Origin of the sequence: Tenacibaculum tangerinum (genome assembly GCF_029853675.1) — a bacterium.
Classification (GTDB): Bacteria; Bacteroidota; Bacteroidia; order Flavobacteriales; family Flavobacteriaceae; genus Polaribacter; species Polaribacter tangerinum_A.
Map to the genome: position 1 here is coordinate 473,195 of NZ_CP122539.1, position 19,729 is coordinate 492,923.

The 19,729-nt window shown below is 31.2% G+C and carries 18 protein-coding genes; 6 read left to right on the top strand and 12 right to left on the bottom strand.

Annotated features, from left to right (window positions below; genetic code table 11):
• Both P8625_RS02030 and P8625_RS02035 read left to right on the top strand, forming a co-directional pair.
• A complete protein-coding gene (locus P8625_RS02030) occupies positions 1-1,674 on the top strand; it encodes an alpha-amylase family glycosyl hydrolase (RefSeq protein ID WP_279651839.1) in 1,674 nt (557 codons plus the stop codon).
• Between the two features lie 116 nt (positions 1,675-1,790).
• Positions 1,791-3,104 carry an alpha-amylase family glycosyl hydrolase gene (locus tag P8625_RS02035; protein WP_279651840.1) on the top strand — a complete coding sequence of 438 codons (1,314 nt, stop codon included), beginning with the start codon at positions 1,791-1,793 and terminating at the stop codon, positions 3,102-3,104.
• A 67-nt stretch (positions 3,105-3,171) separates the two neighbouring features.
• Here P8625_RS02035 and P8625_RS02040 read toward each other — a convergent pair whose 3' ends face one another.
• From P8625_RS02040 to P8625_RS02085, 10 genes are all read right to left on the bottom strand, one after another.
• Positions 3,172-3,684, bottom strand: a complete 513-nt coding sequence (locus P8625_RS02040; RefSeq protein WP_279651841.1) for a DUF7935 family protein — start codon at positions 3,682-3,684, stop codon at positions 3,172-3,174.
• Between the two features lie 294 nt (positions 3,685-3,978).
• Positions 3,979-4,851, bottom strand: coding sequence for a hypothetical protein (locus tag P8625_RS02045; RefSeq protein ID WP_279651842.1), 873 nt, complete (start codon positions 4,849-4,851; stop codon positions 3,979-3,981).
• Positions 4,852-5,101: 250 nt separating this feature from the next.
• Positions 5,102-6,157 (bottom strand): TlpA disulfide reductase family protein, encoded by a 1,056-nt coding sequence (locus P8625_RS02050; protein ID WP_279651843.1) that lies wholly within the window; start codon positions 6,155-6,157, stop codon positions 5,102-5,104.
• A gap of 242 nt (positions 6,158-6,399) precedes the next feature.
• Entirely contained in the window at positions 6,400-6,939 is a 540-nt protein-coding gene (locus P8625_RS02055) for a hypothetical protein (protein ID WP_279651844.1), read from the bottom strand.
• A gap of 122 nt (positions 6,940-7,061) precedes the next feature.
• Complete coding sequence (locus P8625_RS02060) at positions 7,062-7,691, bottom strand: porin family protein (RefSeq protein WP_279651845.1); 630 nt, start codon at positions 7,689-7,691, stop codon at positions 7,062-7,064.
• 431 nt (positions 7,692-8,122) lie between these two features.
• Positions 8,123-8,899 carry a hypothetical protein gene (locus P8625_RS02065; RefSeq protein ID WP_279651846.1) on the bottom strand — a complete coding sequence of 259 codons (777 nt, stop codon included), beginning with the start codon at positions 8,897-8,899 and terminating at the stop codon, positions 8,123-8,125.
• A 94-nt stretch (positions 8,900-8,993) separates the two neighbouring features.
• Complete coding sequence (locus tag P8625_RS02070; RefSeq protein WP_279651847.1) at positions 8,994-9,644, bottom strand: porin family protein; 651 nt, start codon at positions 9,642-9,644, stop codon at positions 8,994-8,996.
• Between the two features lie 206 nt (positions 9,645-9,850).
• On the bottom strand, positions 9,851-10,960 hold the full coding sequence (locus P8625_RS02075) for a hypothetical protein (protein WP_279651848.1): 1,110 nt from the start codon (positions 10,958-10,960) through the stop codon (positions 9,851-9,853).
• Positions 10,961-11,228: 268 nt separating this feature from the next.
• A complete protein-coding gene (locus tag P8625_RS02080) occupies positions 11,229-12,275 on the bottom strand; it encodes a TlpA family protein disulfide reductase (RefSeq protein WP_279651849.1) in 1,047 nt (348 codons plus the stop codon).
• A gap of 531 nt (positions 12,276-12,806) precedes the next feature.
• Complete coding sequence (locus tag P8625_RS02085; protein ID WP_279651850.1) at positions 12,807-13,397, bottom strand: hypothetical protein; 591 nt, start codon at positions 13,395-13,397, stop codon at positions 12,807-12,809.
• Between the two features lie 375 nt (positions 13,398-13,772).
• Here P8625_RS02085 and P8625_RS02090 point away from each other — a divergent pair, with 375 nt between their 5' ends.
• From P8625_RS02090 to murA, 3 genes are read left to right on the top strand one after another with little or no spacing between them, the layout of a single operon-like run.
• A complete protein-coding gene (locus P8625_RS02090) occupies positions 13,773-16,103 on the top strand; it encodes an ATP-dependent helicase (protein WP_279651851.1) in 2,331 nt (776 codons plus the stop codon).
• Positions 16,104-16,150: 47 nt separating this feature from the next.
• On the top strand, positions 16,151-16,774 hold the full coding sequence (locus P8625_RS02095) for a DUF4290 domain-containing protein (RefSeq protein WP_279651852.1): 624 nt from the start codon (positions 16,151-16,153) through the stop codon (positions 16,772-16,774).
• A complete protein-coding gene (murA, locus tag P8625_RS02100; protein ID WP_279651853.1) occupies positions 16,775-18,088 on the top strand; it encodes a UDP-N-acetylglucosamine 1-carboxyvinyltransferase in 1,314 nt (437 codons plus the stop codon).
• Between the two features lie 185 nt (positions 18,089-18,273).
• Here the strand turns inward: murA and P8625_RS02105 are convergent, their stop codons facing one another.
• Complete coding sequence (locus P8625_RS02105) at positions 18,274-18,465, bottom strand: hypothetical protein (protein WP_279651854.1); 192 nt, start codon at positions 18,463-18,465, stop codon at positions 18,274-18,276.
• A 303-nt stretch (positions 18,466-18,768) separates the two neighbouring features.
• Positions 18,769-18,948 carry a hypothetical protein gene (locus P8625_RS02110; protein WP_279651855.1) on the bottom strand — a complete coding sequence of 60 codons (180 nt, stop codon included), beginning with the start codon at positions 18,946-18,948 and terminating at the stop codon, positions 18,769-18,771.
• Between the two features lie 204 nt (positions 18,949-19,152).
• Here P8625_RS02110 and P8625_RS02115 point away from each other — a divergent pair, with 204 nt between their 5' ends.
• Positions 19,153-19,713, top strand: coding sequence for a nucleotide exchange factor GrpE (locus P8625_RS02115; protein ID WP_279651856.1), 561 nt, complete (start codon positions 19,153-19,155; stop codon positions 19,711-19,713).
• Positions 19,714-19,729: the final 16 nt, after the last annotated feature.

The window sequence follows — 19,729 nt, forward strand, 5'->3', positions numbered from 1 at the left end:
ATGAAAAAACAAATAGTAGCTTTTTTAGGAATAATACTACTCTTAGCCTCATGTGCGGATAAAAAAAATGATGCCAACGTTAAACAAGAACCGACAACTGTTAAAATTCCGTTCGACTGGAATGCTGCAAATTTATATTTTTTACTAACAGACAGGTTCAATAACGGAGATACAACTAACGATGTTAACTTTAGCAGAACAGAAAAGACTGGAAAATACCGTGGTTTTGAAGGAGGTGATTTAAAAGGAATTACACAAAAAATAAGAGAAGGATATTTTACAAAATTAGGAGTCAATGCTATTTGGATGACACCAATTGTAGAACAAATTAAAGGAGGAACTGATGAAGGAAACGGTTTTACCTATGCCTATCATGGTTATTGGACAAAAGATTGGACACAACTCGACCCTAACTTCGGAACTATTGCTGATTTGAAAGAATTAATCAAAGTAGCCCATGAAAATGATATTAGAGTTTTGTTAGATGCGGTGGTAAACCATACAGGACCCGTAACAGAAAAAGATGAGGTATGGGAAAACACTTGGGTAAGAACAAGCCCCCAGTGTATGTATAAAGACTATGAAAGTACCATTCGCTGTACCCTAGTAAAAAACCTTCCCGATGTATTAACAGAAAAAAATACCGATGTAGAACTGCCAAAACAATTGGTAGAAAAATGGAAAAGTGAAGGCAGATACGAACAAGAAGTAGCAGAATTAGATGAATTCTTTAAAAAAACAGGATACCCACGTGCACCACGATTTTACATCATGAAATGGTTGGCAGACTACATAGCTGAGTTTGGAATTGATGGCTACAGAGTAGACACAGTAAAACATACAGAAGAAAACGTATGGCAAGAATTTAGAAAAATTTGTGATGAAGCCTATAACCAATTCAAACAAAAACACCCAAAACAATATTTAAGTGAAAACTTTTATTTAGTAGGAGAAGTTTATGGCTACGGAATTGGTGGAAAACAATTATACGATTTTGGAGATAAAAAAGTAAACTATTTTGACAAAGCATTCAACAGTTTGATAAATTTTGAATTCAAATGGAATGCGAAGCAAGTACCGAATTATGAAGCAACTTTTTCTCGATACGATAGCATCTTACATACCGATTTAAAAGGATACGGAGTGCTGAACTATTTGTCGTCACACGACGATGGAGAGCCGTTTGACGCACAAAGAGCAAAACCCTATGAAATGGCTACCAAGTTATTATTAACTCCCGGAACCGCTCAAATTTACTACGGAGATGAAACAGCACGTCCTCTAGAAATTGACGGAGCTGAGGGAGATGCCAACTTACGCTCACCAATGAATTGGGAGGATGTAGCAAAAGAAGAAACCAAAAAAATACTAGCGCATTGGCAAAAACTAGGAAAATTTAGAAAAAAGCACCCTTCGGTAGGAGCAGGCAAACATACCATGCTATCTGAAACACCATATATTTTTAAAAGAGAATATTCAAAAGAAAATTACCAAGACAAAGTAATCGTTGGTTTAGATCTACCCGTTGGTAACAAAACGATACAAGTAGCTGAAACCTTTAACAATAGTGAAGAACTATACGATGCCTACTCAAATCAAAAAATAAAAGTAATAGATGGAAATGTATCATTTTCATCTCCGTTCACCATAGTATTATTAGAAAAATATAAGTAAGTAATGAAAAAAATAACCGTAGTATTTGCAAGTATATTCGTTTTTATGGCCTGCAAAACAGAAAAAAAGACGTCCAACAAGAAACAGTTGCCACACAAGAAGAAACCATAGCCGCAATGTCTGATGAAGTGATGGAAAATGCCATTATTTACGAAGCCAATATCCGTCAATATTCCAAAGAAGGAACTTTTGAGCAATTTACCAAAGACATTCCGCAACTAAAACAATTAGGAGTAAAAATTATATGGTTAATGCCTATACATCCGATATCAGAGGCAAAACGAAAAGCAACAGGAGGTAAGTTTGTTTCAGAACTTCCCGAAGAAGAACAAAAAAAGTACTTAGGTAGCTACTACGCAGTGTCTGATTATACCAAAATAAACCCTGAATTTGGTACTATTGAAGATTTTAGAAAATTGGTAAAAACAGCACACGATAACAATATGTATGTTATTTTAGATTGGGTACCCAACCATACAGGATGGGATCATACCTGGATACAAACCAATCCAGAATTTTATACCAAAAATGCCAAAGGAGAAATTACCGATCCTTTAAATGAAGATGGAACCCCAATTGGTTGGGAAGACGTGGCTGATTTAAACTATGACAATAAAGAGTTACGAAAAGCAATGATTAAAGATATGAGTTACTGGATTGATAATGAGGAAATAGACGGATTTCGTTGTGATGTAGCGGGCTATGTACCAACCGACTTTTGGCAACAAGCCATTCCGCAATTAAGAGCAAAAAAAGATATTTTTTTGTTAGCCGAAGCTTGGGAACCAGAACTTTTGAAAAACGGTTTGTTCGATATGGCATACGGTTGGGATAGACATCACACCTTAAACCACATCGCTAAAGAAGGTAAAAAAGCGAAGGCATGGGATGACAATTTTGAAGCAGATAAAGCTCGTTATGAGGCAGATGATATTTTGATGACCTTTATTACCAATCACGATGAAAACTCTTGGAACGGAACCATACAAGAACGCATGGGAGCTGCCTGGGAAGTAATGACAGCGTTGAGTTATGTAGCACCTGGAATGCCCTTAATTTATTCAGGTCAAGAATACGGATTAAATTACCGTTTGAAGTTTTTTGAAAAAGATGAAATTCCACATGCCAAAGGAAAAGAGTGGGAAGTATTAGAAAAATTAGGGAAACTAAAAACTAACAACAAAGCACTAAACGGAGGTAAGAACGCTGCTTCTTATGAACGTTTAGAAACAGATGAAAGCACCTTGGCTTTTATAAGAAAAAAAGGAGAAGATGAAGTTCTTTTTATTGCCAATCTAACAAAAGAACCCATAAAAATAACAGCACCCATACAAGGAGCGTTTACAGATTATATGAACAACACAAAATTTGTATTGGGTTCAGATGCAATTACATTAAATCCTTGGGAATATAAAATCTTACTAAAATAAGTTGAAAATACGGTCTTAAAAGGAAGCTTAGTTGAGTACTAAAGACATTACTTTTAAGACCGTAGTATTATATCAATTTTTTTACTTCTTGCTTTAAAAAGTTAATAGCGGTGCTTGCTGGACTTTCTTGCTGCGAATAATCAATCAATACATTTTCACGCAACTCCTTAGCAGTTTCAGAACTTTCTGCTGTTGAGCGTACTTTGGCGATAATAGCAAGCTTTGCAGCCAAAACAGCTTTCCAACTATCCTCCGAGATATACAATTGCTGTACTAAATTATGCTCAAACTCTTGTTCAATATTCCCTATTAATAGCTGAGCATAATCTTCAGGGTTATCGCCTATAGGATGTACTCTTACCAATAATTTTGAAGGATTGATACGCTCACAAAACAATAACATACGCTCGTATGCTTGTAGTTTTGTAGGTAAACTTTCACGTTTTTTAGCAACCAGAGCATTAAACTTTTTTTCTTCATTGTCTTGTTCAATAAAACGACTTAAAATCATATAAGCTACAGCGCCAGTAACCAGTGCGGGTAGGGCATAGGCTAGCCCCTCAATAATTTGATCTTCCATAATGCGAATATACGAGTCCTGTTAAAATTATTAATTTCAAAGCATCACAAAATTAGTATAAAAATATTTTACGTTTAATATAAAATTAACTAGCGTTTTTTTAATCGTCATTGTTTTGATTTTTAGAAAATTCAATTTAATATTGTATCCCGAACTCATGTTTTTTAGATAGGCTTCATAAGAGTTTCAGCCATTGAAATAAGTTGTTTTTCTATACCAGTTTTGACTTTCCTTTTGATACGGAAATCAACAAATGTGTCAATTTATTCTTTAATAATTATTGAGCATAGTATTTTATAGAAGTTGTTCAATCTCATTACTTATCCAAAGTCCTTTTTCTCTTGGTTTATCAAATCGAATCCATGATTTGTTTTTCATAATATTTGAAGTTTGACACCACCAAAATCCATCATCTTTTCTTTTACTTTTTAAATATTCTTGTGCTATCGAACATCGGCTATCATTAAGCATTTGGTTATCCTTAATCAATCTTAATATTTCAATGATATTTATTTTCCAAGTAAAGGGATAAGTTAGTTTTGTAATATCTTTTGTGATTGGCTTATTATTTGATATTCTCAGGAATATTTTTTGATTCAAGATATAATTTAATCCCTCCTCAAGTTTTATTTCTAAATTGTTATCAGTTCTATAATCTATCGAATTTTTGTAATCACTTAAAGCAATCATTGATTTCACCAGTCCAATATAGCAAGGTGTACTTTTCATACAACCACCATATTTTTTTAATCCAGTTCCTTTCCAATCACATTTTTCACCTCTTTTTACATTTTGGTAATTTTTAATCCAATTAATCCCTTTCCTTATCTTGTCTTTGTCATAATGATTAAGCTTGATCAAGATACTTGTAATCATTCCATTATAACAAGCAAGCAAATAGTCATTTTTACCATTTAAGGAAAATCCTTCACCAGTGAATGTTTCATTAATCAACTTTTCAGTCCATTCCGCAACTATTGAATAATTATTTGAGAATGGAATTTCCGCCAATTGTGTCAGTCTCCACAGCAGATTAAGAACACTATAATCAAAATCAGTCAAAAGACTTTTAAATAAATCAGAGTTATTTAAATATTGTTCTGCTTCACGAAAATTTGTTATCTCATTATTCTTAAATTTTATTTTGAGTTCTAATGCTTTATCCATTTTTACTTCATCTGGTTGAATTTATTAGGCTTTTTAGTATTTCATTTTTGCTTTATATAGTGCATTCTCCGAAAAATTAAGCCCAATGTATTAGTATAGGAAAGTAGGGCAATAGAAAGCGCTGAACTTTCAAGTTTCCTATGAGTAAAACGTTGTATTTTGTTTTATGTTATTCTTTTTAAAAAGCAAAATAAAGTTAGTAAATGAAACTGAACTTTCTTAAAATAATGAGCTATTTGCTATATACATCTTACCTGCTAGCTTTTTCGCTTACTATTCTTTCAATTTCTATACTCGACAAGTTTACGCCTAAAACAATTCCATTTTCATCTATTAAATAATTGAAAGGGATTGATTGAATTTTGAGTTCATCATTTACTTTTTTGTCTATATCAATTAAGTTAGTCCAGGTCAGATTGTCTTTTTCGACAGCTTCAATCCAGCTTTTTTTGTTATCGTCAATTGATACACTAACGATATCAAAATTTGTATCTAGAAATTTCTCTTTGAGTTTTATTAGTTCTGGATGTTTTATTCTGCAAGGAACACACCAAGAAGCCCAAAAGTCTACCAATGTTATTTTACCTGAGAACGATTTTATATCAACGTTTTCGTTCTTAGCATTTGGTAAAGAGAATTCAAGGAAAGGTTTTTTTATCCCATATTTATCAAGATTAGCTATTCCCATTTTAAACATTTCTAAATCACTTTTATTTTGTTGGGTGGTATCAATTTTTGAATAAAGTTGAAGAAGTTCTTTTTTGGTTAGAACAGGATTTATCAATGCAATTTCGCTCAAAATCGTTCCACTAAACGGATGATTTTTATTGATTTTAATGAATGATTTGAGTTTTTCATAGAGTAAGGCTTTGAAATTTTCTTTATTCTTATTGGCTTGATAAAACTCTTTATACTCATTTTGAATTTTAGCAGAGTACGATCCTTTAACATTATTGATTTCTAGAAAATTTAAAGTCTTTCCGTTGTGCCTTTTTTTGTCGTAATCTGCTTGAATTATAATATCGCTATTTTCAATATATAACCAAGCAACATTTGCATCTGGGTCTGGTTTTAGGTTTAACCATCCTTGAGTTGGTTTTTCTACTTTTCCGTTAAATTTAAAACTGTTGTTTAAAACTTTTACGCTGTCTTTTACATTTCCATAATTTAAATATATGTAGTCTGAATACGCTCCATTTATTGTTCCTGTTAGATTAAATGATTGTTGTGCTTTTGTTTTGTTTGTCAGATTTTCTTTGCAACTAATAAAAGTGCATACAATTAGCAATGAGAAAATGTTTTTCATAAGTTGGTTTTTTTAGCTGTCAAGTGTTGAAATATGAACATTCATTAGGATAAGAAATTGAATCAAGATAAATTTCGTCTCTCCCCTCGTTGATTCCAAATTCAGTTTCTATTCCTTTAATTTTTTCCATTCGTCTAATTAAATATGACGGCAAGTGATTTTGGCTACGGAAAGTTTCGGCTGGCAAACCATAACTTTCTAATGTTTGTTAATTCGCTTGATTACATATATGTTGTTTTTCTCTAATTATTAAATAATTTGTAAATCAATTTACTCGAATTTTTATTTTGTGTTGCAATAGTCCAGTAACTCTTAACATTTATTGTTGCTAATCCTTGAACTAAATCAGAGTCATTTTTCTTAATTGTTAAAACTAAATTATAACGCTGTTTTCTTTTTTTATATAAATTATCATCCCATCCTTTAAAATTATCAAGAACTATTTGACAGATTATATCATACTCCTTAAACGAATTTCTTTTTGTTGGAACCTTTTCTTTTTCTATAAATGTGTTGATTTCAAAATTAAATCCAATTTTTTTATTAGTTTTTTTAAATCGTTTTTCTATTTGCTTTCTTAAATCAGTATAAAAATTTGCTTGGCATCCTCTTACATCAAAAATAAACAAAATCGATTTTGACTCTTTAAATTCAACAGGAATGTTATTTTCTATTAATTGAACTCCAACTTCAAATTTTTCTCTTTTCTGACTGTACGAATTTAAGGTTAAGATTAATCCTAAAATCAATAAATTAAGTCTTTTCATATAATTTGTTATCATAGTTTTGTTAAGTGTTGGAGCACTGAAGATGGAAGAAATTGACCGAATCATAGTAAAACTGTTGGGGTTTTCTGAGTGCAAACACAAAGAACAATTGATAATACACGGTATTATGAACAATTTTACAGTTGATAGTTCATACCTAATTGAAATACAGAAGTATTCAAATTCTGACGTTCAATTATTCCGTAATTATATCTCAATGAAATACCTAAATCATCGGATAAGTAATATCCAAATCCTAATGAAAGTCCTAATTCAAATTTCTCCTCCTTCTCATTTTTCAAAAATCCGCCGAAATTAAAAGGATTATTGTCATAATCAATTTTTCTGTTTAGAGAGTAGCCAAATTGCGGACCACATTCTAGATGTAATTTATCGCTCAATGTATATATTATAATAACAGGAAGTAATAACAATGATTCTTTTATTTCACCCTTAATTGAAGTAATGAAAACAGGTTCAGGATTAGTGATGTTTAAATCAGAACCATTAATAGTAAAATTACTGCCTTGTTGAGAGTAAAGAAGTTCAGGTCTTATTGAAATTTTTTCGCTAATTCCAAACTTAACAAAACCTCCGAGATGAAATCCGATTTTTCCTGTGTAATCGGCAGGAATATCGTCGTTATTATTATCTGCAAAGTTTGAGTAATTCAGTCCGCCTTTTATTCCAAATTTAATTAGATTGACTTGACCATAAGTGTTTAATGTTAGCAGGAATAGTGCAATGAGTAAAAGTGGCTTTGTCATTCGTAATTTTTGTGTTTTAATTCTGTACAACTAGATTATGAATAGTATAAATTACTAGTATACTTCTTTTTTAATATGATTGATGGAAGTTTTTAGCAATTTTACTCTTCTTGTTTCAAACCTTAAATATAAAACAAAATTACTTTGTTACCTATTAGTAAAAGCAGTCTTTTTCTTTTCGCCATTTTAGTTTTGGTAAATCCGATTGATGGTAGCGCCTTTCTGTTGTAGTTGATAATATTCAATAAGATTGAATTTCCGCGGAGGAAATTCAGACAAAATGAGATATAAACATTAGCCAAAGTTTTTTAATTCGTCCAGTTTTCAATAGTTCCATTTTCTTTGAACCATATTTCGATATATATTTTTTCCTCTGTCGGTTCTCCTTTCCGTTTCAGAATGTCAAACTGCAATTTAGAGAGTGCTTTTTTTTATGATTTGACACAATGATTGTATTGTCTTTTCGTATCCCAATATTCTTCAATCAGTTCATCTGTTTGGTAATCAGTCATTAGCACATCACTAATTTTGACATTTTTTCCAATCACGACTGTATATTTTTCTCCACAATCGATTTTTTTCAATTTAGTCCATTTATAATTTTTAATTGAGTCAAATATAATGTTGCTGATTGAGTCTTTTTCTAGTCTGTCAATTCCGTTTTTTAAATCAATGTAATTCTGTTGGGCGCTAATTTCAATTATCTTTCCACTATCAATTTTTATAACTATCTCATATAGAAATACTTTTTCGAATACTCCATTCCAACGTAAGATTCTATTGTCTTTAGTTTTTGACGGAAAACTAATATTTCCACTATACCAGTTTATAAAAACTTTGTCGTTAAGTACTTTATCTCCAAATAATTTTTTGATATAATTAATTGGTGTTTGATTTTTATTTTCTAAAGAATGGCAATCAATTATTGCGCTTACAAATAAACTGTCATTTTCTATTTTGTAAATGGCTTGATAGCCTCTCCAGCAATTAAAAGAAGTTCCTAATTGATTATCGATTGAACTTCTAAAACTCAAATCAAACAATCTACCATTATCATCTTTACGGGTTTGTAGATATTGTTCGACCAATAAATTATATGTCGGAATCGTATCGTTATTGTAAATAATATAATCAGGAACTTGTGGACTTGAAGCAAATGAATTTGATACAGAAAAACTTAATAAAATAATAGTCAAAATTTTCTTCATATTGTTTTTCTAATTATAGGGAATGTCTCAGTTAAGACTAGTTACTTACTTTAATCGCTAAATGAGCAATTAATTATACACGTTATATATAGTTTTATATTTTATATTCAATTCCTAAACTAAAAACTGAAGGTTTAATTGAACCATCTCTTTCTATAAGTCCATGAAAATATCTCGTATTAATTCGCATATTTTCAAATACTTCATACCCTAAACCGATATTAAATCCTAGATCAAATTTATCATAATTCGTGTTGATATTTTGAGAATTATTTCCAAAAAAGCTATCTAATGGGTTTTTGGTAATTTCTTGTTTTCGATTCATTATATAGCCTAATTGAATTCCTCCTTCTAAATTAAATTCATTATTAATAAAATATTGTAAAGTAATTGGTGTAGAAATTACAGATTCACTTATTTTTTCCTCAATATCACCACTTATTATTAACTCTCCATTTGAGTCGGTTAATGAGATATCTTCAAATACTCTTTTTGTTCCTTGGCTAGAAAAAAGTATTTCAGGTTGTATTTTAAATTTTTGGGAAATTTTAATATTTGTATAACCTCCTATATAAAAACCTATTTTCCTTTGATAATCTGCTAATCTAGTATTCTCAACATTTAATTCAGGCGTATACTTTGACATGTTAATTCCTGATTTAATTCCAAATTGCATTTTAGTGTTTTGAGAATTTATTGAAATACTAAAGAATAATATTAAAATAATAAAAATGTTTTTTTTCATATGTAATTTTTGTTTTTAATTGTTAATAACATCTTCGGTTATGACTAGTACAGGACTTAATTAGCAATTAATTTTGGTTAAGTATTTAACCAAATCTTTTTATTTTTAAAGCCAAATTAAAGGTTAGGAAGACTTTATAAAAATATACTAAACTTAGATTAAGCACTAAAATCCGTATTAATTACAAGAGCCAATGTTGGGCGCAGTTATTCTCGCTGTAATTTTAAATCATTGATAATCGTTTTTACTTTATCATTAGCATCATTTGGTATATTGTCAAAATCAAATTCGCTTGGAATCGTGTGTTTTTCAACCACATTACCGCTTTCAATTCTCATAATGATAAATTCTTTTACTTTAAAACTTTTTAATTCTGGAATTAATTCATCAGCGACTTCTTCACCGAAAGATGCTAAATAAATACCATTTGCCCAATTAGCCAAAATTTTAGAATTATCTGATATAGATGGAAAAACTTCAGATAATTTTAATTGTAATCTTTCTGGTCCGTCAAAATTGAGTCCTTTATTTAAATGAATATCTGTAAGATATAATTTATCTTCAATTACTTTCCAAGTTCCATTAGGTGCGCCACTTAGTTCGAAGTTTTCCCAATTATAAGGCCAATCGAAGTGACTATTTTCATATTTTTCAAGTATGACGCTATAATCATTCTTACCCTTTAAATAACCAGTCTTATTGCCTATTTCTATATGTTCACTGTCGTGTAATCTAAAATAATAACTTATATAAGACTGATTTAAATAAAGAATAGAATACTTACTCATTAGATTTGTATCTGCAGTATCTTTTTGGGTTAAGTTTTCAATTCTTTCAAAATCTTTTTCTGTTATTTTTTTACTTTTCTGAACTAAACCATTCTTTACGTATATGTATATTGAATATTCTGTTTTCCAATAGTTTTCCTTTTTCCTTTTTTGACAAACTAAAACACCACTAAACCAATCTGCAAAAACTTTACTATCATTTGAAAATGTGTTGTCTATTGATTTTACATTGAATTTAGTAGGTTTATAATTGTCTTCTTCAATTGCTATATTAGTGATAAAAAATTTATCATCTATTATTTTCCAAGTTGCAATGTGACCTCTATAGTTTGCTGTGTGTAACATTCTAAAGGGATAATTTAAATTATTTTGTTGATAATAAGTCTCTAAAGGTGAGGGATGTCCACAACCAATGTTAACTGTCAATTTTTCATTACCGTAAAATAATATATCTGGTTGTTGGTCAGTTGCTTTTGTGATATTTGTGGTAATTAAACTAATTAGAAATATTAATAGAATTTTTTTCATGAGTTGTTTTTTTGCTGTCAAGTCCTGAAATATGGTTACAGGTTAAAAAATTGATTTATGCTGTGTTTTATAGTCTAAATATATAGGGAATCTTATTTGATTGTATGGATTTATATCACTTCTTTTTACGTAGGCTATACTAGCAAGGGTGTGGTTGGAGACAAATTTTTGTTTTAAAAGGTTCTGACTACCATATGATTACTTTGTCGTTTTTATACATAACGATTAAAATTATGTAGTCTTTATTCATGATGGTTCACATTATGATTTACGGGCTATTATGTTTTGTTATTAATTTTTCCATTTCGGAGAACGAATTGCTTCGTACTAAAACCTTACCGTCTTTATCTATCAATAAATAGGTGGGAAATGTATAAATGAATAACTTTTTAGAAATGCTTTTGTTCGGATTCTCTTGTTCACGATAATTTATCCAGCTATAATTTTCCTTATTAAGATAATCTTTCCAATTTTCTTGATCAGTATCAATAGAAATCCCAATCAACTCAATATTATTACTCCTCAACCATTCTAGCTTATTTTTAATAATTTTATGGTCCTCTATACATGGAGGACAACCCAAAAACCAAAAATCTATTAAATAGAGTTCGCTATTAGGAAACTCTATTTGTGATAAACTTTTTTCTTTGTTGTAAAAGAGATATTCTGAAAAATCTATCTTATCTGCTGATAATAGGTTTTCAATTTTAGCATAGGGGCTTAATAAATGATTTTTTAGCATATCATTTTGAGATGATAATAATTGATAAATTTTTACAAGCTCATTTTTTTTATTTAAATTCCTGCGCATGAACATTTCGGAAATATCTATTGATAACAGATTATCTATATTTTTATTCAGCTCTTCAATTAAAAAACTATTAATTTTAGTACTATCTTTAGGATGCTTTTTAAGCAGATTCTCATATCTTGATTTATAATTTTTATACTTGTAATATAAGTCTGATCCTATTACGGTATCAATCTTCAGACTTTTGTTTGATAAGGATCCTTTTATCACAATGTTCTTTCCGTTTAACCACATATTATTACTCATTATTACTCCTTTATCAGTATAAAAATCTATGAGGTAAAGGTCATTTATGCTGTCTTTTAGAGTAACATAAAGTGGATTTGTGTAAGACAAATATTGTTGTTCTCTGTTTTGAGTAAAATTAGAAAAATAAATACTGTCAACAGTCATAGTTGATTCAATGTAAAGATTTAAGTCTGATTTTACTTTTTTATCTCTAGAATTACAGGAGAATAAAGAGATCCCTAAAATTAGCACTATATGAATGTATAAGTTTCTCATAATTTTGAATAACGCACATTTTTTATATTAATAATTAGCTTTTTATATGGTTTATATTTTATTATTTTGCATGTATACCTATTGTATCTTCGAGCAAAATTAGTTGAATGAAATAGAAATAACTTTGTGCAGAGAAGTGATATTATGGTTCTCTATAGCTCTGCTGAACGTAGCCGAAGTACAATTTTTAATTTATTATCATTGTTAAAAATCACTCGAACTTACGGTATAAGAAAAAATTATTCGTAAACCGTATCTCTAAAACCTAAAATATTGGGGTTCAAGTTAAATTTATCGATTTTTTTTGAATTCTTCTGACAATTCCAAGTTTTTTATGGAAGAATAAATATAGTTTATGGGTTGATACTGTATTTTTGTTTATCATACTCTATGATTTTACAGCTAGTTTTTAGCTGTTACTATTCTGGAGAATATCTTGCTTTTCTATAAACTACTCTTTTTAAGATTTGGTTGTATTTCGTTTTATCACTTAAACCGCTATTACTTATACATCGTTTTAGTAAGTTGTATTTATTTGAATTTTAAAGAGTGAAATCCAGCCATCATTAAGTCAGAATGTGTTTCCTTATTATTACTCATAAACGTCACAATAACATCAGCAGTATCATCTTTATGTAAGTACACAAATTGTCCATATTTATAGCCTTCACCAAACTCGCAATTAAATTCGAAAAAACAAGAACCACCTGCATCAGCGTTAAATTCTTTTTTCACTGCCTGAGTTGGAAAAGGTCCAATGTTATACATTTGTCCGCCTGTCATATTCAAAACGTTCGCTTGTACTCTTCCTTTATAGATATTGTTTGGTGGAATCATCATCGAATTACTATCTTTTAGAGATTCTTTATACTGTTCCATTGAAGGTTTTAATGACCAAATTGTGTATCTAATTTCCATAGTAGAATCAGAATTTATCACCGCAAATGAATATCCTAAATCACGATTTTGTTTTACATCTGCTATTTTATAATCTTTTGGCATTGTAAAATTCAATCCCGAAGAATCACAAAGGTTTTTAAACTCTGTAAGTGTTAATTGATTTTGTCCGTAACTGATTCCAAAAATCAGAATCAAGGTTAACATACTTATTATTTTTTTCATACAGTTTCCTTTTATGCTTGCCAACTAGCTTATTACAAAGTGTAGAATTACTGTTATACTTCTTTTTTGATAGGATAAGCGCAAGTTTTTAGCAATTTTACTCTTCTTATTTTCTGCAATATAGGGGTATTTTATAAAGAATCAAAAGGTTATTTTTAATAGAAAAGAACTCCCCATGTTTTGCTCGGGGTTTTCAATCTGACCTCACCGAAGAAGAGGTAAAACGGCTTTACCGTTATAGATACTGCGGAGTACAGAATTTCGATTTTTTGACTAGTATATAAAATTCGTGAATAAAAAAAAGGCTAGAATCTTTAAAAAACCTAAAAGATTGGTTAATTTTCCACTTTTAAAATACTTTCAATTTAATATCCATTGAGTACTTATTTAGAGCAACTTAACGAACCACAAAGAGCGGCTGTTTTACAAAAAGACGGTCCGATGATTATTATAGCAGGAGCAGGATCGGGTAAAACGAGAGTGTTGACCTATAAAATTGCTTATTTAATGGAGCAAGGTGTAGACCCATTTAACATTTTATCGTTAACATTTACCAACAAGGCTGCCCGAGAAATGAAAGACCGTATTGGTAAGGTAGTAGGGTATAGCGAAGCTAAAAATTTGTGGATGGGAACATTCCACTCGGTGTTTGCACGTATTTTGCGTTCTGAAGCTGACCGATTGGGTTATCCTTCAAACTTTACCATTTACGATACACAAGATTCGGTTCGGTTGATAACAGCGATTATCAAAGAAATGAATTTAGATAAAGACCGCTACAAACCCAAACAAATTTTAAACAGAATATCCTCTTTTAAAAATAGTTTGATAACGGTTAGGGCTTATTTCAATAATTCAGATTTACAACAAGCTGATTTAGAAGCGAGCAGACCTAAAACAGGCGACATTTACAAAGAATATGTAGATAGATGTTTCAAGTCAGGTGCGATGGACTTTGACGATTTACTACTGCGTACGAACGAATTACTAGCGCGATTTCCCGACGTACTGGCGAAGTATCAAGACCGCTTTCGATATATTTTAGTAGACGAGTACCAAGATACCAACCATTCGCAGTATTTAATAGTACGTGCGTTGGCAGACCGCTTTCAGAACATTTGTGTGGTAGGAGACGATTCGCAAAGTATTTACGGTTTCCGTGGAGCAAACATTCAAAATATTTTAAATTTTCAGAAAGACTATCCTGATGTAAAAACCTTTAAACTCGAACAAAATTATCGCTCAACGAGCAATATAGTACGCGCAGCTAACAGTGTTATTGATAAGAACAAAACGAAGCTTGATAAAGAAATTTGGACGGCAAATGATGCCGGAGACTCTGTAAAAATAATGCGCACGATTTCTGATGGAGAAGAAGGACGTTTTGTAGCACAATCTATTTGGGAAAACCAAATGAATCATCAGTTAACAAGCGATCAATTTGCAGTGCTATATCGCACGAATGCCCAATCGAGAGCTATTGAAGATGCCTTGCGTAAAAAAGATATTAAGTATAAAATTTATGGAGGAATTTCATTCTACCAACGTAAAGAAATTAAAGATTTACTATCGTATTTACGAATATTAATCAATCCGAATGATGAAGAAGCATTAAAACGCATTATCAACTACCCAGCAAGAGGAATTGGAGCCACTACTATAGATAAATTGTTAATTGCGGCGAACCATTACAATAAATCAATGTTTGATATTATAAAAAATATCAATACTATTGATGTCAATATCAATGCAGGAACCAAAACAAAATTGCAGAATTTTGTCAATATGATACAGCGTTTTCAAATTGAAGCACAAACTAAAAATGCGTTTGAAATTGCCGATTTGGTGGTGAAACAAACACAATTGGTAAAAGATTTGCAAAAAGACGGAACGCCCGAAGGAGTGAATAAAGTTGAAAACGTTCAGGAATTATTAAACGGAATCAAAGACTTTATCACCGATAAAATAGAAACAGGCGAAGACGCTTCGTTAACCTCATTTTTAGAAGATGTAGCACTAGCTACCGACTTCGATTCCGATAAGAAAGACGAAGAACCTCGTGTTTCGTTAATGACCATTCACTTGTCAAAAGGACTAGAGTTTCCGTACGTATACATTGTGGGATTAGAAGAAAATTTATTCCCCTCAGCAATGAGTATGAATACACGAAGTGAATTAGAAGAAGAGCGACGTTTGTTTTATGTAGCCTTAACAAGAGCAGAAAAAGCAGCCTATTTAACCTATGCACAAACACGTTACCGTTGGGGAAAATTAACTGATGGAGAGCCCAGTAGGTTTTTAGAAGAAATCGACGAGCGGTATGTAGAGTATATCACTCCGAAAACACCAGAACCATCGATGAATAGGTTTTTAGATGCGAGCTTATTTGAAGAAGATACACCGAAAAAAATACGTTTTCAAAAGCCAATTCAGAAAAAAAGAAAAGAGTTTTTAGCGAAGAAGGAAAAGCCAACGATGATTTCACCTAAAAGTAACATGAAAAAGTTGTCAGAACTAAGTTCAAAAATGAATTTATTTGACGGAGAAATTACTGTAGATAATATAGTAGAGCACAATCGATTTGGTACTGGAAAAGTAATCGCTATAGAAGGGAAAGGACCCAATAAGAAAGCAGAAATAGAATTCAGTACCGTTGGTAAAAAGAAATTATTATTACAATTTGCAAAATTGAAAGTAATAGGGTAATTTATTCATAATAATTACCTATTTTGCGTAGAATAAAACATAGAGAAATGACGTTTGATTTAGAATACAATTCGAAGAGATCCAAATTAATCATCCCAGAATACGGGAGACACATACAAAAATTAGTAAATCATTGTGTTGCTTTAGAAGATAGAGAAGAACGCAATACGATGGCACAAGCCATTATTGACGTGATGGGAAATTTGCAACCACATTTACGAGACGTGCCTGATTTTAAACACAAATTATGGGATCAGCTGCACATCATGGCAGACTTTAAGCTAGATGTGGATTCACCGTATGAGATTCCATCAAAAGAAGAGCTACAAGAAGCGCCAGAACGATTACCTTACCCTAAATCAGCATCAAAATACCGTTTTTATGGTACCAACATTCAAACCATGATTGATGTAGCCTTAACTTGGGAAGAAGGCGATATGAAAGAAGCATTGGTGTTTACCATTGCCAATCACATGAAAAAATGTTATTTGAATTGGAACAAAGATACCGTTGAAGACGATGTTATTTTTGAACATTTATACGAACTCTCTGAAGGAAAAATTGATATACGTAACATTGAAGAAGACCTTACAGATAGTAAGAGTTTACTAAGAAAGCGCACAACCCAAGGAAAAACAAAAACCAAATCAAATAAATATAGAAAAAAGTAAATGGCATCATTTAAAATTGAAGGAGGTTATAAATTAAAAGGAGCAATAACACCACAAGGAGCAAAAAATGAAGCGTTACAAGTAATTTGTGCAGTATTATTAACCCCAGAAAAAGTAGTTATAAAAAACATTCCAGATATTATTGATGTTAATAAACTGATTTTTATCTTAGGAGAGTTAGGTGTAAAAGTAGAAAAACTAGCTAAAAACACCTATAGTTTTCAAGCAGATGATATTAACTTACAATACCTTGAATCACCAGAATTTAAAAGAGATGGTAGCTCGTTAAGAGGCTCTATCATGATAGTAGGTCCACTATTGGCTCGTTTTGGGAAAGGATATATTCCACGACCAGGAGGCGATAAAATAGGGCGTAGACGTTTAGATACTCACTTTGAGGGTTTTATCAATTTGGGAGCAAAGTTTCGTTACAACCGTGAAGAACATTTTTATGGTGTAGAAGCTGAAACAGGTTTAACAGGAACAGAAATGTTGCTAGATGAAGCTTCGGTAACGGGTACAGCCAATATTATCATGGCAGCAGTATTAGCTAAAGGAACGACCACTATTTACAATGCGGCTTGTGAACCCTATATTCAGCAATTATCAAAAATGTTGAACGCTATGGGAGCAAAAATATCTGGAGTAGGTTCTAATTTACTTACCATAGAAGGAGTAGAGGCTTTAGGAGGTTGTGAACATACCATTTTACCCGATATGATAGAGATTGGTAGCTGGATAGGTATGGCAGCTATGACACGCTCTGAATTAACGATAAAAAATGTTAGTTGGGATAATCTAGGACAGATTCCAAGTGTATTTAGAAAGTTAGGAATTCAGCTAGAAAGAAGAGGAGACGATATTTATATTCCCGAACAAGAAAGTTACGAAATACAAAGTTACATCGACGGTTCGGTATTGACCATAGCAGATGCACCATGGCCAGGATTTACACCAGACTTATTAAGTATCGTTTTGGTAGTTGCAACCCAAGCAAAAGGAACCGTACTTATTCATCAAAAAATGTTTGAAAGCCGCTTGTTCTTCGTCGATAAGTTGATTGATATGGGAGCCAAAGTAATTCTATGCGACCCACACAGAGCTACAGTAATAGGTCATGACTTCCAGTCAAAATTAAAAGCAACCAAAATGACTTCGCCAGACATTAGAGCTGGTATTTCACTATTAATAGCAGCACTTTCAGCACAAGGAACCAGTATTATTAATAATATTGAACAAATAGATAGAGGTTATGAAGATATTGAGGCACGATTAAAATCGATAGGAGCTAAAATTGAAAGAATTGATATTTAAAAAGTAACATCAATAAGTAAATATGAATCCCGAATCAATTGATTTGGGATTTTTTTAAAGTCAAAATTTAAAGATATTTATTTCAACTAAGTCGATTAGATGTTACCAAATTAATTAGGTATGAGAAACAAAAAAGGTGTGATCTAAATGATAACACCTTTTTTTATTGTTTATACTTTTTGATGTTACATGTCTTCATTACAAGTATATCCTTGAGTACAAGCAATGTATCGTCTACAATAAAAGGGACCTGTTACACTGCCAGTACAATCACATCCGCAAAGGCTTAGGTCAACGCCTGCACCACCGTTTAAGTTTTGTTGTTGTTTTTTTGAAAGAACTGTAACTCCTGAAATGTTTAAAAAATTCTGTTTCATAATGAAGGGACTTTTAAAAATTATAAATTGATTAATAATGTTTCCTAAATATATGAAATTGAAATGTTTGTACAAAAAATAAATGGGCTTTTATTTTATGAACGTATGTGGGACGATATATCAAATGAATTACCTAAAAATCAATAGTGCGAAGTATGAGTGATGAGACATCTTAATACTAAGAACTGTGATATTATGAAATCACGTTAAAAAATAAAAATTATACCCACTAAATAAAATAATAGAAATAAAAAAAGCTATTATCTATAAAATAACAGCTTTTTGTATCATATTCACGTTACGTTAACAAGTATATACCTGCGGACAAGCTATATACAAAGCACAGTATTTCGGACCTGTTACTCTACCAGCACAATCACATCCGCAAAGACTTAGATCAACGCCAGCACCACCATGTAAGTTTTGTTGTTGTTTTTTTGAAAGAACTGTAACTCCTGAAATGTTTAAAAAATTCTGTTTCATAATGAAGGGACTTTTAGTGTTAATAATTAATAATTTTCTTTAAATATATGATATTAAGGTTTTTAATCAAAACATATAATGCACTTTTATACGTTCTATATGAGATTGTCTATAAAATCATGAATTAAATGTCATTATGACACACTTTTTTTATTGGCAGTATTCTTGTTAATCAAAAGAAAGAAATATAAGAAACGATTTACAATGAGTAAAGACCAATATACAAAAGAAGACGAAATTAACGACGCTATTAAAAACGGAGACTTAGGAGAAAATCAAGAACAGTCTCAAGAAAATAAAGAGGTAGATGCAAAAGAAGAACCTACTTCTGAAGAACTAATTCAAGCTGAAAAAGACAAGTACTTACGTTTATTTGCCGAGTTTGAAAACTATAAAAAGCGTACTTCAAAAGAACGTATTGAGTTGTTTAAAACGGCAAGTCAAGAATTAATGACAGCTTTACTGCCAATAATGGATGATTTTGATAGAGGTTTGGCAGAAATAAAAAAATCTGAAGACTCAGAATTGTTAAAAGGAATGGAACTAATTAGTACAAAATTTAGAAATACATTAGTTCAAAAAGGATTGACAGAGATTGAAGTAAAGGTAGGAGACGATTTTGATCCAGAAATTCATGATGCAATTACACAAATACCGGCACCCTCAGATGATTTAAAAGGGAAAATTATCGATTGTGTAGAGAAAGGATATAAGTTAGGAGATAAAATCATTCGTCACCCTAAAGTAGTAATGGGGCAAGCGTAAACAATTAAGAATTATC